The organism is Xanthomonas axonopodis pv. maculifoliigardeniae (assembly GCF_041519315.1).
GTDB lineage: Bacteria > Pseudomonadota > Gammaproteobacteria > Xanthomonadales > Xanthomonadaceae > Xanthomonas > Xanthomonas euvesicatoria.
This window is the reverse complement of sequence record NZ_CP167998.1, coordinates 817516-839541: the sequence shown is the minus strand read 5'-3', so window position 1 is coordinate 839541 and position 22026 is coordinate 817516. Positions and strand designations below refer to the sequence as shown.

17 protein-coding genes and 2 other RNA genes are annotated in these 22026 nt (G+C 65.2%); 12 read left to right on the top strand and 7 right to left on the bottom strand.

Annotated features, from left to right (window positions below):
* Window positions 1–20 precede the first annotated feature (20 nt).
* The 4 genes from ACDH77_RS03610 to ACDH77_RS03595 all read right to left on the bottom strand — a co-directional run bounded on the left by ACDH77_RS03610 (window position 21) and on the right by ACDH77_RS03595 (window position 3692).
* The gene (locus ACDH77_RS03610; protein WP_008576768.1) at window positions 21–1130 is read right to left on the bottom strand and encodes an S-(hydroxymethyl)glutathione dehydrogenase/class III alcohol dehydrogenase; all 1110 of its coding nucleotides are present in this window, start codon (window positions 1128–1130) and stop codon (window positions 21–23) included.
* 66 nt (window positions 1131–1196) lie between these two features.
* Entirely contained in the window at window positions 1197–1472 is a 276-nt protein-coding gene (locus ACDH77_RS03605; RefSeq protein ID WP_005911021.1) for a metal/formaldehyde-sensitive transcriptional repressor, read from the bottom strand.
* 326 nt (window positions 1473–1798) lie between these two features.
* Window positions 1799–2143 carry a hypothetical protein gene (locus ACDH77_RS03600; protein WP_372353737.1) on the bottom strand — a complete coding sequence of 115 codons (345 nt, stop codon included), beginning with the start codon at window positions 2141–2143 and terminating at the stop codon, window positions 1799–1801.
* A gap of 448 nt (window positions 2144–2591) precedes the next feature.
* Window positions 2592–3692, bottom strand: coding sequence for a glycosyltransferase (locus tag ACDH77_RS03595; protein WP_071118649.1), 1101 nt, complete (start codon window positions 3690–3692; stop codon window positions 2592–2594).
* Between the two features lie 137 nt (window positions 3693–3829).
* Between ACDH77_RS03595 and ACDH77_RS03590 the strand changes: the two genes are divergently transcribed.
* Window positions 3830–4549: a response regulator gene (locus ACDH77_RS03590; RefSeq protein WP_011050505.1), complete on the top strand. Its 720-nt coding sequence runs from the start codon at window positions 3830–3832 to the stop codon at window positions 4547–4549.
* On the top strand, window positions 4546–6048 hold the full coding sequence (locus ACDH77_RS03585; RefSeq protein ID WP_031421055.1) for an ATP-binding protein: 1503 nt from the start codon (window positions 4546–4548) through the stop codon (window positions 6046–6048). The genes ACDH77_RS03590 and ACDH77_RS03585 overlap by 4 nt, the downstream gene beginning before the upstream one ends.
* 187 nt (window positions 6049–6235) lie before the next feature.
* On the opposite strand, the gene ACDH77_RS03580 is transcribed toward ACDH77_RS03585, so the two are convergent.
* Both ACDH77_RS03580 and yihA read right to left on the bottom strand, forming a co-directional pair.
* Window positions 6236–7600 carry a glutamate--cysteine ligase gene (locus ACDH77_RS03580; protein WP_074038845.1) on the bottom strand — a complete coding sequence of 455 codons (1365 nt, stop codon included), beginning with the start codon at window positions 7598–7600 and terminating at the stop codon, window positions 6236–6238.
* Between the two features lie 390 nt (window positions 7601–7990).
* On the bottom strand, window positions 7991–8614 hold the full coding sequence (yihA, locus tag ACDH77_RS03575; RefSeq protein WP_031421051.1) for a ribosome biogenesis GTP-binding protein YihA/YsxC: 624 nt from the start codon (window positions 8612–8614) through the stop codon (window positions 7991–7993).
* Window positions 8615–8757: 143 nt separating this feature from the next.
* Between yihA and ACDH77_RS03570 the strand changes: the two genes are divergently transcribed.
* The 10 genes from ACDH77_RS03570 (at window position 8758) to ACDH77_RS03525 (ending at window position 19221) form a co-directional block, all read left to right on the top strand.
* Window positions 8758–9555, top strand: a complete 798-nt coding sequence (locus tag ACDH77_RS03570) for a cytochrome c (RefSeq protein ID WP_372353736.1) — start codon at window positions 8758–8760, stop codon at window positions 9553–9555.
* A gap of 93 nt (window positions 9556–9648) precedes the next feature.
* Window positions 9649–10299: a thiol:disulfide interchange protein DsbA/DsbL gene (locus ACDH77_RS03565; RefSeq protein WP_008576757.1), complete on the top strand. Its 651-nt coding sequence runs from the start codon at window positions 9649–9651 to the stop codon at window positions 10297–10299.
* Window positions 10300–10390: 91 nt separating this feature from the next.
* Window positions 10391–11203, top strand: coding sequence for a thiol:disulfide interchange protein DsbA/DsbL (locus ACDH77_RS03560; RefSeq protein WP_109291964.1), 813 nt, complete (start codon window positions 10391–10393; stop codon window positions 11201–11203).
* A gap of 49 nt (window positions 11204–11252) precedes the next feature.
* Window positions 11253–11990 carry an endonuclease/exonuclease/phosphatase family protein gene (locus tag ACDH77_RS03555; protein WP_010377815.1) on the top strand — a complete coding sequence of 246 codons (738 nt, stop codon included), beginning with the start codon at window positions 11253–11255 and terminating at the stop codon, window positions 11988–11990.
* Window positions 11991–12051: 61 nt separating this feature from the next.
* Window positions 12052–12128, top strand: a non-coding RNA gene (locus tag ACDH77_RS03550) — sX9 sRNA.
* 143 nt (window positions 12129–12271) lie between these two features.
* Window positions 12272–14251 carry a choline BCCT transporter BetT gene (betT, locus tag ACDH77_RS03545; protein ID WP_008576754.1) on the top strand — a complete coding sequence of 660 codons (1980 nt, stop codon included), beginning with the start codon at window positions 12272–12274 and terminating at the stop codon, window positions 14249–14251.
* A gap of 40 nt (window positions 14252–14291) precedes the next feature.
* Complete coding sequence (betB, locus tag ACDH77_RS03540; protein WP_031421046.1) at window positions 14292–15764, top strand: betaine-aldehyde dehydrogenase; 1473 nt, start codon at window positions 14292–14294, stop codon at window positions 15762–15764.
* A 124-nt stretch (window positions 15765–15888) separates the two neighbouring features.
* Window positions 15889–17559: a choline dehydrogenase gene (betA, locus tag ACDH77_RS03535; protein ID WP_011346382.1), complete on the top strand. Its 1671-nt coding sequence runs from the start codon at window positions 15889–15891 to the stop codon at window positions 17557–17559.
* Between the two features lie 157 nt (window positions 17560–17716).
* Window positions 17717–18949: a multifunctional CCA addition/repair protein gene (locus tag ACDH77_RS03530; RefSeq protein ID WP_031421042.1), complete on the top strand. Its 1233-nt coding sequence runs from the start codon at window positions 17717–17719 to the stop codon at window positions 18947–18949.
* Between the two features lie 196 nt (window positions 18950–19145).
* A non-coding RNA gene (locus tag ACDH77_RS03525) (sX9 sRNA) lies at window positions 19146–19221 on the top strand.
* Window positions 19222–19268: 47 nt separating this feature from the next.
* Here the strand turns inward: ACDH77_RS03525 and ACDH77_RS03520 are convergent.
* The gene (locus ACDH77_RS03520) at window positions 19269–21938 is read right to left on the bottom strand and encodes a TonB-dependent receptor (RefSeq protein WP_372353735.1); all 2670 of its coding nucleotides are present in this window, start codon (window positions 21936–21938) and stop codon (window positions 19269–19271) included.
* Between the last annotated feature and the right edge of the window lie 88 nt (window positions 21939–22026).

The following is a 22026-nucleotide window of genomic DNA, read 5'->3' as shown; positions in this document are numbered from 1 at the left end:
CGCCGCTCCTGGCCGCCTGGTCAGAAATGGATCACGGTGCGGATCGACTTGCCCTCGTGCATCAGGTGGAAGGCCTCGTTGATCTCTTCCAACGGCATGGTGTGGGTGATGAATGGGTCCAGGTCGATCTCGCCCTTCATCGACTGCTCCACCATGCCCGGCAATTGCGTACGTCCCTTGACGCCACCGAAGGCGCTGCCGCGCCACACGCGACCAGTCACCAGCTGGAAGGGACGCGTGCTGATTTCCTGGCCGGCGCCAGCCACGCCGATGATGACGCTCTCGCCCCAGCCCTTGTGGCAGCACTCCAGCGCCGAACGCATCACATTGACGTTTCCGATGCACTCGAAGCTGAAGTCCACGCCGCCATCGGTCAACTCGACGATGACCTCCTGGATCGGCTTGTCGTAGTCCTTGGGGTTAATGCAATCGGTGGCACCCATGCTGCGCGCCAGGTCGAATTTGCCCGGATTGGTGTCGATGGCCAGGATGCGCCCGGCCTTGGCCTGCACCGCGCCCTGGATCACCGCAAGACCGATGCCGCCCAGGCCGAAAACGGCAACACTCTCGCCTGGCTTGACCTTGGCGGTGTTGTGCACCGCGCCGATACCGGTGGTGACGCCGCAGCCGAGCAGGCAGACCTTCTCCAGCGGCGCCTCCGGATTGACCACGGCCAACGAAATTTCCGGCACGACGGTGTATTCGCTGAAGGTGCTGCAGCCCATGTAGTGATAGATCGGCTCGCCGTTGTAGGAGAAGCGCGTGGTGCCATCCGGCATCAGGCCCTTGCCCTGGGTGGCGCGCACGGCCTGGCACAGGTTGGTCTTGCCGGACAGGCAGAACTTGCACTTGCGGCATTCGGCCGTGTACAGCGGAATGACGTGGTCGCCGACCTTGACGCTGGTCACGCCCTCGCCGACTGCCTCGACGATGCCGCCGCCTTCATGCCCGAGCACCGACGGGAAGATGCCTTCCGGGTCGTCGCCGGACAGCGTGAAGGCATCGGTGTGGCACACGCCGGTGTGGGTGATGCGGACCAGCACTTCCCCGGCTTTCGGCGGCGCGACGTCGATTTCGACGATTTCCAGCGGCTTGCCGGGTCCGAATGCGACTGCTGCACGGGATTTCATGGGATGACGCTCCTGACGATGAGGTTCGAGGACGGGGGCGCGACAAGCGCCGACCCGGTGGGAGATTTATTTGAGGTAGGACCGGACCAGACCGAGCAGATCCTGCACCCGCTCGGCGCGTTGCGCATCGGATGCGGCGGCGTGCCCGAAATCTTCACGGATATGCGCTTCAAGCACCTGCGACATCAGCCCGTTCACGGCGCCTCGGATCGCGGCGATCTGCTGCAAGACCGGAGCGCAGTCCGCGCCCGCCTGCAGCGCCCGCTCCAGCGCGTCGCATTGCCCGCGCAGCCGGCGCACGCGTGCTAGCGCTCGCTTTTTCTCGTGCGGCGAATGCGGCATGGCAGCTCCAGCAAAATACTGGGGGGCAGTATATGGATTGTTTCGAAAAAAGCTATGGCCAGCGGCCTGCCGACCGTGGTCTTGTCGAGCGCGATGACCGCCACGCGTTGGCACATGGCGCGATGCCCCAATGCCGCCGGTGGCACGGGGATTAAGAGCCCACCTGTTAGCCGCAGTGCAGCACGCACATTGCGCAGACGTGGCGACGCCTCGCGCGTCGCAGGCGCGCCAGGCACCCAGCGCAAGGATGGTTGCGGGCCATTGCCGCAGCATCTGACCCTTCGATCATCCCTACCGTTGCCGACCGCTAGGGTGGCGTGCCCGCATCAGCGCCGGGGCTGGAACGGCGGCGGCGGCGGCGGCGGAGCGAATCCTGCGGCATCCAGACATTGCGCCAGCAACTCGGGCGGCAGGTCCGGCGAAGGCGCCTGCGGGAACGGCGCTGCGCTGCCTTCGGCGGTCGCGCACGCCTGCAGCGCTGCGTCGAATTCGGAATCGTCTGGCGGCAGGCCAGGCGGTTCATCTGCGGCATCCGGTGCGTCGAATGGGTCGCTATCGAAGGGTGGCGGCGGTGGCGGTGCCACGCCCCTATGTACCAGGCAGCCGTCGCCGATTCCCCGATCCTGCCGCTGCGGCGCAGCGCGGTGCGCGACGTCGGCAGGCGGCGGCATTGGGATCACATCGTGTTCCGGCGCACAGGGCGGTAACGCATCGATGATTCCTGCACCCGGCGGTGGCGGTGGCGGTGGCTCGCGATGCGCGTAGGGCATAGGCGCATGGTGCCTAGCACCGCAGAAATTGGCACAACCTGCCAGGTTGAGCGCCGCGAGTATTGCAGTGGTAACGACAACGCGTGGTGGTGCGTGGACCATCGTGATCTCCCTGGCTGGATGGCACATCTGCGCACGGCCTGCAGACGGCGGACGCGGGCTGGGCCGCGCTGGTCCGGGAAGAGTTGCAGCTGACTGTGCTGCGCATTTGCCATCGCGCGCCGCGCGCCGGCGTGGATTGGCGCTTGCCGCCATCCGCAGCGCAGATGCAAGGCGCGTGCAGCACCTGCTTCGGCTTACGCGCGGGAAGATGCGTGGTTCGACAGTGGCGACGCAGGCGTTGTCGCCGTCAGTTTTCGACGGCAGCCGGCGCCGCGGCGACCGCAGCGTCCACTGCATGCTCCGGTAGCGAGGCCAGCACCGCAGCACGAAAGCGCGCGGCAAATGCCGCATCGTTGGCCTGGTAGAACGCGCGCGCGTTGGCCGACAACTGGTCCAGTTGGGCCTGTGGCAATGCCAGCGCGGTTTCCACTGCCTGCGCGATGCCTGCCGCGTTCACGTAGTAATACGATGCCAGACGACGCTGACGCACCTCGGCCACCGGCATCAGCACCCCGTGTTCGGGCCTGATCAATTCGTTCATCGGCTCGCCGTCGGTCGCCAACGTCACCGCGCCCACGCTTAGCGCTTCCATCAGGTAGTGCCCGAACCCTTCGGCCTCGGAGGGGCAGATATGGAACAGATGCGCGTTCTGCATGCGGCGCAGTTCGGCATCGTCCAGATACCCCACGCGGTGGTCGATGTTCGGGGCCACGACCGGCTTGCCGGCGGTGCGTGGGTTCTGCACCACCGTCAGCAGCGGCCACTCCGGATGCTGCTGCCAGGTGTCCAGCAAGACGCGCGTGCCCTTGGCGGTACTGCGCCCGGCCAGGTGGAAGAAAGCGCGCTGACGAAACACGCGTGGGTCATGGCGATCCGGGCTGGTGAAGCCGATGAAGCGCGTGGCGCACCCGAGGCTGCGGAAGATTCGCTCGGCATGGTGGGTCTTGCACAGCACCGCATCGAAGCGCGGCAGCAATGGCAGCCACTTGGGCAGCAGCCACTCCGGGTTGGGCACCAGCAGGTTGATCTGCCCCAGCGGCAGGCAGCGCTTGTACACGCGCTCGGAAAAGATCTGCAGCGGCACCCGCCCGAACAGCGTGCGGCTGGCCCACAGGCGTGCCTCGCGCCCAGTGTCGTGCAGGCGCTGACTGGTGAATCCCACTTCCTGCACCGGCACGCCGCCGGCGCGCAGCGTATCGGCCATCAGCACCATGTCGCGGGTCAGCCCCACGCCGTTGTCGCGACTGATCACCCGCATCATTGGAAATGCCTTGTCATGCACGCACGCGCCAGTACAACGGCATAGTGTCGATGCCGTGGCTTCCTGCGCGATGTCTTGGTCTGTCATGGTGCGTTACACGTGTGCCAATGGTTGACAAATTCGATCATTATGATGCGTGTTCCAGCCCTGCAATTGCGAGCACCATGTATCCGGCAGCCACCACCTTGCGCGGGCCAAGCTCCGCGCCACAGACGATGATCCCTATGGACCTGCAACAACCCTGCGTTCTCGTGGTCGACGACGATCCGGACCTGCGCAAGCTGATCGGCGAATTTCTGAGCGCTCACGGCTACCAGGTGGATATGGCCGAAAACGTGGCGGAGATGCGCTCTGTCATGGCGCAGCGCCGCCCGGACCTCATCGTACTCGACGTGATGATGCCAGGAGAAGATGGGCTGAGTGCAGCGCGCGCCCTGGCCAGCGAGCGCGGTTCACCTGCGGTCATCATGCTCAGCGCGCTGGGTAACGACACCGACCGCATCATCGGCCTGGAAGTCGGCGCCGACGATTACCTCGCCAAGCCCTGCAATCCGCGCGAATTGCTGGCCCGTGTGCGCGCCCTGCTGCGGCGCAGCCAGGCCAGCAACGAACAGGCCGACCAGCGCGGAAACGTCTACGAATTCGCCGGCTGGCGGCTGGACGTGGTGCGCCGCGACCTGCGCGACCCCACCGGCATCTTCATCAATCTGTCCGACGGCGAGTTCGCGCTGCTGCGCACCTTCGTCGAACACCCGCAGCGCGTGCTCAGCCGCGACCAGCTGCTGGACTACGCCCGCGGCCGCGACACCGACGTCTACGACCGCGCCATCGACAGCCAGATCAGCCGCCTGCGCCGCAAAATCAATGAGCGCGTCCATACCGAGTTGATTCGCACCGTACGCAACGAGGGCTACATGCTGCTGCCGAGCGTCTCGCGCCTGTGAGCAAACCGGCACGGCGCGGGCTGTCGATCTTTGCGCGGACCTTTGTGTTGTTGGCGGTGGCCCTGGTCACCGCCCAGGCGGTGGGCATCGCCCTGTTGATGATGCGTACCCCCGTCTACGAGCCTCCGGTCCATCCGCCGGAAGTGGTGGCGCTGCTCTCCACCCGCATGCCGGCCGGTACCCAGACCCTGAAAGTGCACGAATCGGCGCAAGCCCCGGTGCCGCCGACAGGCCAGGTGCGCGACCCCTTCGCCGAAATGCTGCTTGCGCACTGGCTGGACGTGCCCGAACGCCAGGTGCGGTTCTACCGCAACGCCAATGATCGTGAAGGCCCCCAGCCAGGCATGCTGCCGCCGCAGCGGTGGTCCAACCAGAACCACGCGGGCGGGAGCGGTGATGGGGCGCACGAACGCCCTGGCACGCAACCTCTGCCGCCGTTTCCGGACGACTGGCCGCGTGACGGCCACCCTGCTGCGCTGCCCGGCGACGGGCTGCGCCCGGACGAGTTGCCCGGCGCCTGGGAAAGCGAGCGCCTGACCCCCGGCGTACCGCTGCTGGACGGCTTCACCGCCGCCCTGCAACAACCCGATGGCCGTTGGCGTACGGTGGAATCGCCGCGTCGACGCCTCTCGGGCGAGTTCAAGACCCACGTCGTGCTGCTGTTCCTGGCCGGCCTGCTGGCCAACGTGCCGCTGGCATGGTGGTTTTCGCGCGCGCTGTCGGCACCGATCAAGCGCTTTGCCGAAGCTGCCGACCGCCTGGGCCGGAATCCCGATGCCGCCGCCCTGCAACGCAGCGGCCCGCCGGAAATCGTGCGCGCAGCCGATTCGTTCAACGCGATGCAGGCGCGCCTGAACCGCCTGATCAACGAACGCACGCACATGGTCGCAGCGATCGCGCACGACCTGCGCACGCCGCTGGCGCGGCTGTCGTTTCGTCTGGATGGCCTGCAGCCACCGCTGCGCGACAAGGCGCTGGCCGATATCAACGAAATGAAGGCGATGATTTCCGCAGCGCTGGACTTCATCCAGAACGATCGTCATCGCGGCGAGCGCGCGCCGCTGGATCTGCGCTTGCTGGTGGAGAGCGTGGTGGACAACGCCACCGATATCGGCGCCGACGCCGAGCTGCTGCCCGGCCCGGAAATCACCCTGGACGGCGACCCGCTGGCGTTGCGCCGCGCGGTCATGAATCTGCTCGAAAACGCGTTGAAGTACGGCAAGCGCGCCCGTCTGCAACTGCAGCGCGATGGCGAGGACGGCGTGTTGTGGATCGACGACGACGGCCCCGGCATCGACCCGACCCAGCGCGAACAATTGTTGCTGCCGTTCGTGCGTGGCGAGTCTTCGCGCAATCGCGACACCGGCGGCATCGGGCTGGGTTTGTCGGTGGCGCACAGCATTGTGCTGGCGCACGGCGGCGACCTGCGCCTGGACAATCGCCCGCATGGCGGCTTGCGCGTGACCGTACGACTGCCCTGCATGCCCGAGCGGCGCTGACGTGTGATGGAGTGCGGCCTGCCAGGCCGGGCAAGCGGCAGCTGTCATGATCCGAGCCCACCACCGCTGTTCCGGCCATGGCCTTGCGCGTCTGGCCACATCGGCTGACGCGACGACTCCGGCACGCAATCGCCGACGGCCAACGGCTGCCAGCGCCAGCACGCGCTGGCGACCGGCCAACCCACGCTCAGTAGGCGAACTCGCGGAACACGCGGTCGATATCGCCCTTCCATGCGCCGTGATACAGCGCCAGCTTGCGTTCGGCGGCGGTGACACCACTTTCGGCGATCTCGGCGATCACATCCAGAAAGCCGGTTTCGTCCTGCCCGTCGCGATTCAGGCGTGCGCGGCGACGCAGGCCCTCGCGTGCGATGTTGACCGCCTCCACTGCCAGATCGCGCGCGGTGCCATTGCGGAACGGCAGGCCCAACGCGTACTTGGGCACGCCGTCGCGCAGCGCATGGCGCTCGGTCGGACTGAAATCCTTGACCAGGTCCCAGGCCGCATCCAGCGCGGTCTGGTCGTACAGCAGGCCGACCCAGAACGCCGACAGCGCGCACAACCGATCCCACGGGCCGGCATCGGCACCGCGCATTTCCAGATACTTCTTCAAGCGCACTTCCGGAAACGCGGTGGTCATGTGGTCGGACCAATCGCGCAGTGTCGGCAACGCGCCCGGCAGCGCGGGCAGCTTGCCCTGCATGAAAGCGCGGAAGCTCTGCCCGCTGGCGTCGTGATACACACCGTCGCGGTAGGAAAAATACATCGGCACATCGAGCAGGTAATCGACGTAGCGGTCGTAGCCGAAGCCATCTTCGAACACGAAATCCAGCATGCCGGTGCGGTCGGCGTCGGTGTCGGTCCAGATGTGCGAGCGGTAGCTCAGGTAGCCGTTCGGTTTGCCTTCGGTGAACGGCGAATCGGCGAACAACGCGGTGGCGATCGGCTGCAACGCCAGCGACACGCGGAACTTCTTCACCATGTCCGCTTCGGTGGCGTAATCCAGGTTGACCTGCACCGTGCAGGTGCGCGTCATCATGTCCAGGCCGAGCGAGCCGACCTTGGGCATGTAGTTCTTCATGATCTGGTAGCGGCCCTTGGGCATCCACGGCATCTGGTCGCGACGCCACTTGGGCTGGAAGCCCATGCCCAGAAAGCCCAGCTGCAACTCGCCGGCGACCTGCGCCACTTCGTCCAGATGGGTGCCGGTTTCCACGCACGTATGGTGCAGGGTTTCCACTGCCGCGCCGGAGAGCTCCAGTTGCCCGGCCGGCTCCAGCGTGACCGATGCACCATCGCGCAGCAGCGCGATGGTGCGGCCGTTTTCCTGCACCGGCTCCCAGCCGAAACGGGTCAGCCCGGTCAGCAAGGCCTCGATGCCGCGTGCCCCTTCGAAGGTGGGCGCACGCAGGTCATCCAACTGAAAGCCGAACTTCTCGTGCTCGGTGCCGATCCGCCAGTCCGCACTCGGCTTCTCGCCGGAGGCCAGCACCTGGACCAGCTCCGCGCGTTCGGTGATCGGCGTTTCGGCAACGTGGCTGGGACTCGACAAGGGCAGGCTCGCAAACGAAAGGGGTGGGACGATGTGGGGATCCTCCCCTGCCACCGCAAGGCCCGCACTATACCCGCCCGACGCGAAAGGATTGGCGACACCGGCGGGGCATGACATTTCCACCGATGCATGCCCGCCATCGATCGCGGCGATGGCGTGATCTGGATCAAATGACCGGGCTGCGCGTTCTGCAGCGCCGGCATCGTCCGACACAGCGCGGTCATCACCGCAAGCGTTGCCATGCGCGCCCTACGCGATGCTCAGGCCGCGCATCGCTCCGCAGGCGACCCACCGATCACTGCCGCTGGAAACGCAAACGGCAGACCGAAGTCTGCCGTCGTGACGAGGCGCTGGGCATCCAGCCACGCCCGACACTCGTGTTGCACGGCATCATTCGGCCGCAGTGGTTTCCACATCCAGTCCCAGCCAAGCACCGACAATTGCGCGCAATTCGTCCACACCCTGGCGCGATTCGCCCGAGTAGGCCTGCACGGTCACGCTGTCGCCAAAGCGCGAGGTCACTTCCTTCTTGACCTTCTGCAGGGTCTGCATCTGCTGGCCACGGCCGAGCTTGTCGGCCTTGGTCAGCAAACCATGCGCGGGCAGGCCGCGTTCGGCGGCATAGCCGAGCATCTGCAGGTCGTAATCCTTCAGCGGGTGGCGGATATCCATCACCACCACCAGCCCGCGCAGCGCCTCGCGGGTGCGGAAATAGCGGTCGATGAAGGCCTGCCAGTGCGCCTGCAGGTCCTGCGGCACCTTGGCGTAGCCGTAACCGGGCAGATCCACCAGATAGCGCTCGGGCTGGATCTGGAAAAACACCAGCTGCTGGGTGCGGCCGGGCGTCTTGGACACGCGCGCCAGCGCGTTCTGGCGGGTCAGCGCATTGAGCGCGCTGGATTTTCCGGCGTTGGAGCGGCCGGCGAAGGCCACCTCGTAGCCGCCATCGTCGGGCAATTGCCGGGCGTTGTGGGCGGACAGGTGGTAGCGGGCTTGTTCGATAAGAAGCGACATCCGCTTAGGATCGCACGTTCGGGCCCGGCAGTTTTGCTGCACTGTTCGTTGACCCTGGCGCAAAGGCGTGTCGATAATCGAAGCACGCCTGCCACTGCCAGTACCCAACGCGCGCGGGCCGGGTCCATACGGAGCTTTAGCTGATGCGCCATGCTCGTGTGCTAGTCCTCGCCGCACTCGCCGTACCGGTCATTGCGGCCGTGGCGTTTGCGCAATCGGCAGTCACGCCGATCCCCGATCCGCCGCCGGTACGCGTTGCGCCGCTGGAGGTGGACCTGGCCAAGACCACCTGGGGAGATGCCAAGGCCGGCCAGACCAAGGCTGCTGCCTGCGCAGCCTGCCATGGACCGGACGGCAATCCGGCAGTGGCGATGTACCCGCGCATTGCCGGGCAGACCGAGCGCTACGTGGCGCATCAGGTGGCGTTGATTGCCAGCGGCGAGCGAAATACCGGGATGTCGGCGGTGATGGTGCCCTTCGTCAAGGACCTCACCGCGCAGGACATGCGCGACCTGGGCGCCTACTTCGCCACCCAGAAGGCCTCCGCCGGTGTCGCCGACGACGCGGCGATCGCCGAGGGCCCCTACCAAGGCATGAAGTTCTACGAGGTCGGCGAGAAGCTGTACCGCGGCGGCGACATCGCCCGCGGCGTGCCGGCCTGCATGGCCTGCCATGGGCCATCGGGCGGCGGCAATCCGGGCCCGGCCTATCCGCGCCTGGGCGGACAGCATGCCGAGTACGTGGCGCGGCGCCTGAAGGAATACCAGGCCGGCACCACCCAGGAGCGCAATCCGGCGCTGTTCAATATCATGGCGCAGGTGGCGCATCCGCTGACCGAGCAGGAGATCCAGGCGCTGGCCAGCTATCTGCAAGGCCTGCATGATCGTGCCGACGACGCGACAGCGGCGCAGCCACCTGCAGGAACGCCTGCACGTTCGTGAGCTGATCCCTGCCGTCGCCACGCCGCTTCACGACGCCGGTCCCGCGACCGGCGTCGTCGTTTACCGCTCTCCCCTCGCCCCCACGGAGCCCGCATGAAATTGCTTTCCCGTCTGCCCCTGCTGTTGATGTTCCTGTTGCCGCTGGTGGCCTGCGCCGCCGACAAGAAGGCCGCGCCGGTCGAAGGCGAGGACTACACCCTGATCGACGGCGGCCAGCCGTACGCCCCGCTGGCCGGCAAGGTCGAAGTGACCGAAGTCTTCGGCTACACCTGCCCGCATTGCGCACATTTCGAACCAGTGCTGGAAGCCTGGGTGGCCAAGCAGCCGGCATACGTACGCTTCACCCCGGTACCGGCCGCCTTCGGTGGCTTCTGGGACGCGTTTGCGCGCGCCTATTTCGCCGCCGACATCCTGGGCGTGGCCAAGCGCAGCCATCGCGCCATGTTCGACGCCATCCATGAAAAGCAGACCGTGCCCACCCAGAACGTGGCGCCCGAAGAATTGGCCGCGTTCTATGCCGGTTACGGAATCCCGCAGCAGCGCTTCATCGAGACCTACAAGAGCGAGGCGGTGGAGGCCAAGCTCAAGGCCGCGCGCGAGTTCGCGCTGCGCAGCAAGATTCCCGGCACGCCGGCCATCATCGTCAACGGCCGCTACCTGATCGGCGCACGCAATTACCCGGACATGTTGCGCATTGCCGACTACCTGATCGCCCGCGAGCACGCCGCGCCGGCCAAGCGCTGAACCGCATAACCGCCAGCGACGGCCGCGCGTGGCATCATGCGCCCCGCGGCCGTCCGGCCCTTTTCTCGCCCCACGCTGGAGATCCAATCCGATGAAGACACGCTTCGCCCTGACGCTGATGGCGCTGTTGCCGATCCTGGTCGCCTGCAAGGCGCAGGACGGTTCGTCCGACACCGCACCTGCCACCACCCCAGCTGCCGAAACGGCGCCCGCGCCCGCTGCCGCCACCCCGGCCGCAGACCCGGCCGCTCCGCCTGCAGTCGGCGAAAGCGCCACCACTCCGCCGCCCGCCGCGCCCAGCGCTGCCCCGCGTGCACCCAATGGCCCCGAGCCGGTCGCCGGCACCGATTATCTGGACATCGACGCTGGCCAGCCCTACCAGCAGGCCGCCGGCAAGATCGAAGTGGCCGAAGTCTTCGGCTACGTCTGCCCTGCCTGCAACGCGTTCCAGCCGCTGATCGGGCCGTGGAAGGCCGGTTTGCCGTCGGACGTGCATTTTGTCTATGTGCCGGCCATGTTCGGTGGCACCTGGGATGACTACGGCCGCGCCTTCTATGCCGCCGAAACCCTGGGCGTGCAGGAAAAGACCCACGAAGCCTTGTACAAGGCCATCCACGTCGACCAGACCCTCAAGGGCGAGCGCGGCAAGGATTCGGTGCAGGACATCGCCGCGTTCTATGCCAAGTACGGCGTGGACCAGAAGACCTTCATCGACACCATGAGCAGCTTCGGCGTCTCGGCCAAGACCAACCGCGCCAAGCAGTTCGCCACCCGCAGCAAGATCACCGGCACCCCGTCGCTGATCATCAACGGCAAGTACCTGGTCAAGGGCCAGAGCTTCCCGGACATGCTGCGCATTGCCGATCACCTGATCGCGCGCGAACGCGCCACGCTGGCCAAGTGAGTCGCGCGAACGCAACGTCGTGAACGCTTCGGACTCGCGCACCCTGCGGGTGCTGACCGCCAATATCCAGGCCGGTTCCAGCACCCGCCGTTACAGCGACTATGTGACGCGTAGCTGGTCGCACGCGTTGCCGCTGGGCAGCAAGCGCACCAGCCTGGACAGCATCGCCAAGCTGGTCGGCGAACGCGACATCGTCGGCCTGCAGGAGGCCGACCCTGGCAGCCTGCGCTCGGGTTTCACCAACCAGACCCACTATCTGGCCGAGCGCGCCGGTTTCGATTACTGGAGCCACCAACCCAACCGCCGCATGGGCGGGGTGGCCTCCAGCGCCAACGGCTTGTTGAGCAAGCTGGAACCGGTGGAAGTGCAGGACCACGCCCTGCCCGGCCGCATCGGCGGGCGCGGCATCCTGCTGGCGAAATTCGGTGAGGGCCGCGATGGCCTGGCCGTGGCGGTGGCGCATCTGTCGCTGGGCGCCAATTCGCGTATGGCGCAGTTGGCCTTCATCGCCGAACTGTTGTCCGACCATCCCAACGCGATGTTGATGGGCGATTTCAATTGCATGGCCGATCGCCCGGAGATGCAGTCGCTCTATCGCCATACCCGTCTGCAACCGCCCAGTTGCGAGGTGCACACCTTTCCCAGCTGGCGTCCGGACCGGGCGATCGACCACATCCTGGTCAGCGACAGCCTGGTGATCGAACATACCGAAGCCATTCCGGCCGCGTTTTCAGATCACCTGGCGGTGGGCATGGATATCCGCGTGCCAAGGCAATTGCTGCGTTAAGAGCAGCCAACAGAACGACTGCGCAGCCGCCAGGCGCGCGCGGCCGGTGCTCGGAATCGGCGCGTACCGCTCGTACACTCCGGTTCTGAGCGCGCCGCCCACGCCCACCTAACGACTGCTCGCCACGTTGTGTTGGCCGCTCCAAACAACCGGAAAAGTTACAACGGGTCCGCATTGGCGAACTCGACCGCTGACACCCCCTCGACACCGCCTGTGCGATAACGCAGGCGGTTTTTCGTTGGGAGCACAACACGTGATACGCAGCGTATGAGTGCGTTGCCATGAGTGCGACAGCGCCGCACACCTTGCCGGTACGCACCCTGCGCCCGGTGTTCGTGCTGGCTGCCACGGTCGTGTGCACGTTTGCCTTGCTGGTGTCGTTGTTTCCGCTGGAATCGGGGCGTGTGCTGCTGGATGCGCAGACCTGGGCGTCGCGCAATGTCGGCTGGTATTACCTGCTGGCGATGACGCTGTATCTGGTGTTCGTGCTGGCCACGGCCCTGTCCAGCTACGGCAACATCAAGCTCGGCGCCGATCACGACGAGCCGGAATTCAGTTATCTCTCCTGGGCCGGCATGCTGTTCGCCGCCGGCATCAGCATCACGCTGTTCTTCTTCTGCGTCTCCGAGCCGCTCACGCATTATCTGCAACCGCCCCAGGGCGGTACCGGCAGTGGCGAGGCGTCCGCGCGACAGGCGATGCAGGTGCTGTTCCTGCATTGGGGCCTGCATGGATGGGGCGTGTTCGCACTGGCCGCCATGGCGCTGGCATATTTCGCCTTCCGCCATAACCTGCCGCTGGCGTTACGCTCGGCGTTGTACCCGCTGATCGGCAAACGCATCAACGGGCCGATCGGCTATACCGTGGATGCGTTGGGCATCGTGGCCACCGTGTTCGGCCTGGGCGCGGACATGGGCTTTGGCGTGCTGCATCTCAACGCCGGCCTGAGTACCTTGATGGACGTGCCGCATACGCACTGGGTGCAGGTGGCGCTGATCGTGGCGATGATGGGCGCGGCCATCGTGGTGGCGGTGTCCGGCGTCGAAAAAGGCGTGCGCTGGATGTCGGACATCAACATGCTGCTGGCCATTGCGCTGCTGTTGTTCATGCTGTTCGCCGGCCCGACGCAGTACCTGCTCAATGCGCTGATGCAAAACCTGGGCGACTACCTGGGCAGCGTGGTCAACAAGAGTTTCGACGTGTATGCCTACGGTGGCCGCGCCGATTGGCTGGGCAACTGGACGGTGTTCTATTGGGCCTGGTGGATCGGCTGGGCGCCGTTCGTCGGGCTGTTCATCGCGCGCATCTCGCGCGGCCGCACCATTCGCGAATTCGTGTTGGGGGTATTGCTGATCCCGCTCGGGTTCACCCTGGCGTGGCTGTCGATCTTCGGCAACAGCGCGCTGGATCAGCTGCTGCATCACGGCCAGGCAGCATGGGCGCAGCAGGCCATCGATGCACCGCAGACGGTGTTGTATTCCCTGCTGCAGAGTTATCCCTGGAGCCACACGGTGATCACGGTCACGGTGGCGATCAGTTTCGTGTTCTTCGTGACCTCCGCCGATTCCGGCACGGTGGTGTTGTCCACGCTCTCCTCCCACGGCGGCGAACCGCACGACGATGGCCCGCGCTGGCTGCGCGTGTTCTGGGGCGTGCTCACTGCCGTGGTCACGGCAGGCTTGTTGCTGGCCGGCAGCATGGACGCACTGAAATCGGCGGTGGTGCTGGCGTCGCTGCCATTCTCTGCAGTGCTGCTGCTGATGGCCTGGGGCCTGTCACGCGCCCTCAGCGAAGAATCGCAGCGCAAACGCGCGCAGCTTTACAGCCCCAGCCCCTTGATCGGGCAATCGCGTCATCACGGCGGCTGGCGCCAGCGGTTGGGCCAGGCGATGCACTTCCCGGCGCGCGATGAGGTGTATCGCTTCATGCACGACCAGGTGCGCCCGGCCATCGAAGCGGTCACCGCACAGCTGCAGGAGGAAGGCTGGAAGGTCAGCAGCCGCATCGACGACGGCGACATGGAAATCAGCGTCGATCATGGCGAACAGCAGGGTTTCCGCTATCAAATCGTGATGCGCGGCTATCTGACTCCGTCGTTTGCCGCGCAGCGCTTCCGCAACCAGCGCTACTACCGCGCCGAGGTCTACCTGTACGAAGGCAGCCAGGACTACGACCTGGTGGGCTACAGCCGCGAACAGATCATCAACGACATCATCGATCAATACGAACGTCACCTGCAGTTTCTGCACCTCACCCGCTGAAGGTGCGTCGCTGCGGCGACCGTCCCACAGGAGGTTTGTCATGCCACGTTTTTCCGACCAGTTGCTGTATATCGGCGGCCGTTATGTTCCCGCCCGCGGCGGCCACACGTTCGAAGTGGTCAACCCCGCCACCGGCGAGGTGCTGGCCAACGTGCATAATGCCGGTGCCGACGATCTGGACGCCGCGGTCGATAGCGCGCAGGCAGGCCAGCGACAATGGGCGGCCCTGACGACAGTGGAGCGCTCGCGCATTTTGCTGCGTGCGGTGGCGTTGCTGCGCGAGCGCAACGATGCGCTGGCGGAATTGGAAACGCTCAACACCGGCAAGCCGCTGAGCGAAACGCGTAGCGTGGATGTGGTCACCGGAGCCGACGTGCTGGAGTATTACGCTGGCGTTGCGCAGGCGCTGCAGGGTGCGCAGGTGCCCTTGCGCGAAGGCAGCTTTTTCTACACGCGCCACGAACCGCTGGGCGTTGTGGGTGCAATCGGCGCGTGGAATTACCCCATCCAGATCGCGCTGTGGAAAGCCGCGCCCGCCCTGGCCGCCGGGAACGCGATGATCTTCAAACCCAGCGAAGTTACCCCGCTCACCGCGTTGAAACTGGCCGAAATCTTTACCGAGGCCGGCCTGCCCGATGGCGTGTTCAACGTGTTGCCCGGCGATGGCGCCAGCGTGGGCACGGCGCTCACCGAACATCCGCAGATCGAAAAGATCAGCTTCACCGGCGGCACCGCCACCGGCCGCAAGGTGATGGCCAGCGCATCGAGTTCGTCGCTGAAGGAGGTGACCATGGAGCTGGGCGGCAAGTCGCCGCTGATCGTCTGCGCCGATGCCGACCTGGACCTGGCGGCCGACATCGCCATGATGGCCAACTTCTACAGCTCAGGACAGGTGTGCACCAACGGCACGCGTGTGTTCGTGCCGCGCGCCTTGCGTCACGCATTCGAAGCGCGCCTGCTGGCCCGCGTGCAACGGATTCATATCGGCGACCCGCTCGATGAGCGCACCACCTTCGGTCCGCTGGTCAGCGCCGCGCATATGCAGCGCGTGCTGGAGCATATCGAACAGGGCAAGGCCGAAGGCGCACGTCTGCTGTGCGGCGGCGAGCGCCTGCAAGACGGCGCACTGGCGCAGGGCTATTACGTGGCGCCGACCATCTTCAGCGATTGCACCGATGTAATGACCATCGTGCGCGAGGAAATCTTCGGGCCGGTCCTGAGCCTGCTCACCTACGACGACCAAGACGAAGCGGTGACGCGCGCCAACGCCACCACGTATGGGCTGGCTGCAGGCGTGGTCACGCCGGATCTGGCGCGCGCACATCGGCTGATCCATCGCCTGGAAGCGGGTATCTGCTGGGTCAACACCTGGGGCGAGTCGCCGGCGCCGATGCCGGTGGGCGGCTACAAGCAGTCGGGCGTGGGGCGCGAAAACGGCCTGGCGACCTTGCAGGCCTACACGCGCACCAAATCGGTCCAGATCGAACTGGAACGTTACGCGTCGGTGTTCTGAGGGCAGAGAGCCAGCGCACGCAAGCGCGGTGGCAGTAACGCGCCGCTATCGCCCCGGGAGCACGCTTGCGTCTGTGCCGTATGCCTTGATCGCCACCGCACCGTTACCGCATCAGGAGAACACCATGCAACGCGAATACGACTACATCATCATCGGCGCCGGCTCGGCAGGCAACGTGCTGGCGGCACGCCTGACCGAAGATCCCGGCGTGACCGTGCTGCTGCTCGAAGCGGGCGGGCCGGATTACCGCCTGGATTTCCGCACGCAGATGCCGGCAGCACTGGCCTTTCCGTTGCAGGGACGTCGCTACAACTGGGCCTATGAAACCGAGCCGGAACCCTACATGGACAACCGGCGCATGGAATGCGGTCGCGGCAAGGGCCTGGGCGGTTCGTCGCTGATCAACGGCATGTGCTACATCCGCGGCAATGCGCTGGACTTCGATCATTGGGCCAAGCGCCCCGGCCTGGAGGACTGGAGCTACCGCGATGTCCTGCCGTACTTCCGCAAGGCAGAGACGCGCGACATCGGCGCCAACGACTATCACGGCGGCGACGGTCCAGTGAGCGTGGCAACGCCGAAGAACGACAACAACGTGTTGTTCCATGCCATGGTCGAGGCAGGCGTACAGGCAGGCTACCCGCGTACCGACGATCTCAATGGCTACCAGCAGGAAGGCTTCGGACCGATGGACCGCACGGTGACGCCACGCGGGCGCCGCGCCAGCACCGCGCGCGGTTACCTGGACATGGCCAAGCCGCGCGATGGCCTGCATATCGTCACCCATGCCACCACCGACCGCATTTTGTTTGCAGGCAAGCGTGCCATCGGCGTGCATTACCTGGTGGGCAACAGCAGCGAAGGAATCGATGCGCATGCACGCCGCGAAGTACTGGTGTGCGCGGGTGCGATCGCCTCGCCGCAGCTGCTGCAACGCTCCGGCGTAGGCGCACCCGATCTGCTGCGCGCACTCGATGTGCAACTGGTGCACGACCTGCCCGGCGTCGGCCAGAACCTGCAGGACCACCTGGAGGTGTATATCCAGTACGCATGCACCAAGCCGGTGTCCTTGTATCCGGCATTGCAGTGGTGGAACCAGCCTGCGATCGGCGCGGAATGGTTATTCGCCGGTACCGGCACCGGCGCCAGCAATCAGTTCGAAGCCGGCGGCTTCATCCGCACGCGCGAGGAATTCGACTGGCCCAACATCCAGTACCACTTCCTTCCGGTGGCCATCAATTACAACGGCAGCAATGCCGTCAAGGAGCACGGCTTCCAAGCGCACGTCGGCTCGATGCGCACACCCAGCCGCGGGCGTGTGCACGCCAAATCGCGCGACCCGCGCCAGCATCCTTCGATCCTGTTCAACTACCAATCCACCGACCAGGACTGGCAGGAATTCCGCGACGCGATCCGCATCACCCGCGAGATCATCGCGCAACCGGCGCTAGACCCCTACCGCGGCCGCGAGATCAGCCCCAGTGCGGACTGCAAGACCGATGCGGAGCTGGACGCATTCGTCCGCTCTCGCGCTGAAACCGCCTATCACCCCTCCTGCTCCTGCGCGATGGGCACCGACGACATGGCGGTGGTGGACGGCCAGGGCCGCGTGCACGGCATGGAGGGCCTGCGCGTGATCGACGCCTCGATCATGCCGCGCATCATCACCGGCAACCTCAACGCCACCACCATCATGATTGCCGAGAAAATCGCCGACCGCATGCGCGGTCGCCCCCCATTGCCGCGCAGCACCGCCGATTACTACATCGCTGGCGATGCACCTGTGCGCGGGTGACCTTTTCTCCGGGTCGAGCGTGCGGTGCCCTAACCCTTTTTGCATGTACCGTGAACCCTTCCATGAGCGCGTTGGCGGCGTCCTCGCCGCCAGTGGTCCCGCAAGCAGCCGGGAGAGCGCACAGACAGGCGCATGATTGCTCGGGCATCATGCGCTGATGAAGATCTATCTCGTTGGCGGCGCAGTCCGCGATGCATTGCTTGAGCAGCCGGCTGGCGACCGCGACTGGGTGGTGGTTGGCGCCGATCAGGCGCAGATGGAAGCGCAGGGGTTCAAGCCGGTCGGCAAGGATTTCCCGGTGTTCCTGCACCCACGCAGTGGCGAGGAATACGCACTGGCGCGTACCGAGCGCAAATCCGGCCGCGGATATCGCGGCTTCGTGGTGGACGCCGACCCATCGGTGACCCTGGAAGAAGACCTGCTACGCCGCGACTTCACCATCAACGCGATCGCGCGCGATGAGGAGACGGGTGAGTTGTTCGACCCGTACAACGGTGCGCGTGATCTGCAGGCGCGCGTCTTGCGGCATGTCGGTCCGGCGTTTGTCGAAGATCCCGTGCGCGTGTTGCGTGCCGCGCGCTTCATGGCGCGGCTGGCACCGCTGGGCTTCACTGTCGCTGCTGAAACTGCGGCATTGATGCGGGACATGGCCGCCAGCGGCGAACTCGATAGCCTGGTGCCGGAGCGCGTGTGGCAGGAGCTGCGGCGCGCATTGAGCTGCGCGCAGCCCTCGGCGTTCCTGCGCACGCTGCACGACACCGATGCGCTGCGGGTCATCCTGCCGGAAGTCGATGCGCTGTACGGCGTGCCGCAGCGCGCCGAATTCCATCCGGAGGTCGACACGGGCATTCACCAGGAAATGGTCAGCGATATGGCGGCACGTCTCGCGCCCGGCGATGCGCTGGTGGGCTTTGCCGCACTGACCCACGATCTGGGCAAGGCACTCACACCACCTGAGGAATGGCCGCGCCACGTCATGCACGAACAACGCGGCGTGGCGCCATTGCAGGCGCTGTGCGAGCGGCTCAAGGTGCCGCAGGACTTTCGGCAACTTGCCATCATCGCCTGCCGCGAACATTTGAACGTGCATCGCCTGGCCGAGCTGCGCGACCGCACCCTGCACGAGCTGCTGGTGCGCTGCGATGCGTTTCGCCGCCCGGAGCGTATCGCGCAGCTGGCACTGGTCTGCGAAGCCGACAAGCGTGGCCGTCTGGGCAGTGAAGAAGCCGCGTACCCGCAGGGCGAAGCACTCAAACGGCTACATGCCGCCGCGCTGGCGATCAATGCGCGAAATCTGGCGGCTGAAGGTCTGCAAGGGCCGCAGATCGGCGAGGCACTGACAAAGGCGCGCATTGCCGCGATTGCGGCAGCGCGACGGATCGGTGCATAGCTGCATGTCGCGCACCTGTGTCCAGGTGCGACGCGATGTGGGGACGCGAGCAAGGACGGAATTGCAGCACCCCATGGACCGAAACCTGCCCATTCGAAGTCAGTGATGTATTGGAGATCTGATTTACGCCGTTAAGAGCAGCTAACAAAACTACTGCGCAGCCGCAAGGCGGGCGCGGCCGGTGCTCGGAATCCTCATGTACCACTCGTACACTGCGGTTCCTGTGCGCCGTCCGCACCCGCCTGACGACTGCTCGCGACGTTTTGTTAGCCGCTCTAAACCAAGGCGGCTACACACGAGCAGCCGCCCCGGCCGGGCATCACAGCTTGAAATTCAGGCTCAACATGAAAGAGCGACCGTTCTTGTAGATGTAGTACGGCTGGTTCTTGTTGCCGATGTAGCTGAAATAGGTTTCATCCAGCAGGTTGGTGGCTTCCAGCGCCATGCGCAGCCGCTCGGTGGCCTGGTAGCCGAATGATGCATCTACCTGCGTAAACGCGTCGGTCATCTGCTGCCCGTTGAGCCGGCCAATCTGGGTGAAGTATTCCGAGCGCCACCCCAGGTTTACCCGTGCGCTCCACTTGCCCTGCTCGTAGTACGGGCTGATGTTGTAGGCATTGCGCGAGTTGTACGGCAGGCTGTAGTCGCCGTCGGTGTTGGAATCGGAATAGGTGTAGTTGGCCACCACGCCGAAGCCATTGCCGAAATTGTGCTGCAGATTGAGCGCCACACCGCGCACCGTGGCATCGCCGGCGTTGGTGGGCACCGATGTCTGGTAGGTGCTTGAGCCGCCGGTAGCGTTGTTGAAGAACACACGGTCCTGCACGGTAGTGAGGATGTAGTTGGAGATATCGCGCGAGAAGAATTCGCCACTGAGCAAGCTGCTGTCGGAGAAATACCACTCCAGCGATGCACCGAGATTGGTCGACTCGTATGGACTCAGTCCTGGGTTCCCCGTCGAGGCCGTCAGCGTGGTGTCGTCGGTGGCCACGTACGGCGTCATGTTGGTGTAGCGCGGCCGCGCGATCACTTTGGAGGCGGCAAACCGCAGCATCAGATCGTCGCGCAGGTCGTAGGCAATATTGAACGAAGGCAGCCATTTGCCGTAGCTGCTGAGAAAGTTGACCGGTGTGTAGCCGCCGCCCGGCGCATAGCTGTAGCCATCGGTGGAATCGCGTGAGTGCACATAGCGCACGCCGATGTTGCCGCGATACCGCTCGCCGGAGAAATTGCCTTGCAGGAACCACGCACGGTTCTGCTCCTGGATGCTGTAGTTGCCCGCATAGCTGATGGGCAACCCATCATCGCCTTCCAATTCGCCGATATACCGACCGATCGCACCGCTGTTGATGGTCGACCAGCGTTGCATGTCGGTGCTGGTCGACAGCCCATCCAGATAGCCCGACGGCGTGGTACCCGGCGAGAATGCCGCCAGCGTGCTGCCATCGTTCGGGGTCCAGGTGCGGCTATAGGACGATTGCCCGGTGGCGTGATTGGTGAGCTTGATGCCGGTGAGGATCTGCGTGAATGGCCCCCACTCCACCGCATGATCGAAATCCAGCTGCAGATAGCGCTCCTTGTCGTATTGCGGGCTATGGCTGGCCGAGGCGTTGTTGAGCTGCATCGCCGCCGCATTGGTGGGATCGGTGCTGTAGTCCATCGCGGTCCGGCGCCCGTCGATGGCGTAGCTGTAGCCAGCCAGATTGCGGAACTGGATGCCGTAGATACGCTCGGCGCCGCCTTGCGAACTGGTGTAGCCCACCTGGCTGGAGGCGTTCCAACCCTCGCCATGCCAGTCGGTGCGCAAGTGGATGCTGCCGGTGCTGACCTGGCTATTGCGCAGATAGCCGTCGAGATAGGTGTTGGACTGATCGCCAAAGGTACCCGAAGTGACGATACCGTTTTCGAAGCCCAAGGCCTGCGCATCGCCGGGCGTCGAGCCCCAGTAGCCGTAGCGGCTCTGGTTGTAGTTGTCGAAGCTTTCCTTGACGTACAAACCGGTCAGGTTGAGCTCGAAATCGCTGTCCGGCTTCCATTGCAGCGCCGCGCTGACACCGTCGCGCTTGCGCGTCTGCTGGAATAACGCCGTGTTGATCGACGTCGGAAACACGCCGGTGTTGTTGCCAACCACACCGGGCGGAAACCCGGCGCCCTGCACATTGTCGTAGCCGAAAATTTCCACGCCGTCGCGGCGCAGAACGCGCTGCGAATGCATCACCGAGGCAAGCGCGCCCAACGTTTGGTCCTGATTCTTCCAGCTATACAGCGCCGATGCGTTCGGCTTGCCTTCGTCGGAACGATCGTTGTAGCCATAACTCACCGTGCCGGTGAGCGTATTGCGATCCAGATCGAGCGGTTTGCGCGTATGCACGATCACGGTGCCGCCGATGGAGCCCTCGTCGATGCGCGCTTCGGGCGTCTTATAGACCTCCATCAGGCCGACCACTTCCGGCGCCAGCGTGCTGTAGTTGAACGAGCGGCTGTCCGGGTCGTTGGGGTCGCCGCCCCAGCTGGTCGATGCAATGGTCTGACCATTGAGCAGCACGCGATTGAGCGCAGGATCGGTACCGAGGATGCTGACTTTTTCGCCCTCGCCGAATTGCCTGTCCACGGTGATGCCGGACAACCGCGACAGCGATTCGGCAACATTGGTATCGGGAAACTTGCCGATATCCTCGGCGCTGATCGCATCGACGATCGCATCGGCGTTGCGTTTGACGTTGAGCGCCTTGCCCAGGCTGGCCTGGTAACCCACCACCTTGATTTCGTCCAGGGTGGAGACCGAGGGACTGGTTTGTGGTGGTGTCTGTTGCTGCGCGGGTGCGGGCTGCTCCTGCGCAAATGCGGGAAGGCTTGCGACGCAGGCCAGGCTGGCGCCACCCATGAGCAGGCGCCTGACAGCAGCGCTCAACGATGAGCGGCGCAGTGGGTTGACGAACGCAGATACCGGAACGCAAGGGGATGACGCGAACAGACGGGAAAGCAGCATTGCGTGGACCTCATCACTGATGTCGGATGGCAACCGCCTGGTTGCACAACGGCGCGCGACGCGCGTGCCATGCCCGTGATCCGTCCCC

What these genes read in the sequence shown, in the direction of transcription:
- ACDH77_RS03610 (WP_008576768.1), bottom strand. Translation starts at nt 1,130, where the DNA reads ATGAAATCCCGTGCAGCAGTCGCATTCGGACCCGGCAAGCCGCTGGAA.
- ACDH77_RS03605 (WP_005911021.1), bottom strand. Translation starts at nt 1,472, where the DNA reads ATGCCGCATTCGCCGCACGAGAAAAAGCGAGCGCTAGCACGCGTGCGC.
- ACDH77_RS03600 (WP_372353737.1), bottom strand. Translation starts at nt 2,143, where the DNA reads ATGCCGCCGCCTGCCGACGTCGCGCACCGCGCTGCGCCGCAGCGGCAG.
- ACDH77_RS03595 (WP_071118649.1), bottom strand. Translation starts at nt 3,692, where the DNA reads ATGACAGACCAAGACATCGCGCAGGAAGCCACGGCATCGACACTATGC.
- ACDH77_RS03590 (WP_011050505.1), top strand. Translation starts at nt 3,830, where the DNA reads ATGGACCTGCAACAACCCTGCGTTCTCGTGGTCGACGACGATCCGGAC.
- yihA (WP_031421051.1), bottom strand. Translation starts at nt 8,614, where the DNA reads ATGTCGCTTCTTATCGAACAAGCCCGCTACCACCTGTCCGCCCACAAC.
- ACDH77_RS03570 (WP_372353736.1), top strand. Translation starts at nt 8,758, where the DNA reads ATGCGCCATGCTCGTGTGCTAGTCCTCGCCGCACTCGCCGTACCGGTC.
- ACDH77_RS03565 (WP_008576757.1), top strand. Translation starts at nt 9,649, where the DNA reads ATGAAATTGCTTTCCCGTCTGCCCCTGCTGTTGATGTTCCTGTTGCCG.
- ACDH77_RS03560 (WP_109291964.1), top strand. Translation starts at nt 10,391, where the DNA reads ATGAAGACACGCTTCGCCCTGACGCTGATGGCGCTGTTGCCGATCCTG.
- betT (WP_008576754.1), top strand. Translation starts at nt 12,272, where the DNA reads ATGAGTGCGACAGCGCCGCACACCTTGCCGGTACGCACCCTGCGCCCG.
- betB (WP_031421046.1), top strand. Translation starts at nt 14,292, where the DNA reads ATGCCACGTTTTTCCGACCAGTTGCTGTATATCGGCGGCCGTTATGTT.
- betA (WP_011346382.1), top strand. Translation starts at nt 15,889, where the DNA reads ATGCAACGCGAATACGACTACATCATCATCGGCGCCGGCTCGGCAGGC.
- ACDH77_RS03530 (WP_031421042.1), top strand. Translation starts at nt 17,717, where the DNA reads ATGAAGATCTATCTCGTTGGCGGCGCAGTCCGCGATGCATTGCTTGAG.
- ACDH77_RS03520 (WP_372353735.1), bottom strand. Translation starts at nt 21,938, where the DNA reads ATGCTGCTTTCCCGTCTGTTCGCGTCATCCCCTTGCGTTCCGGTATCT.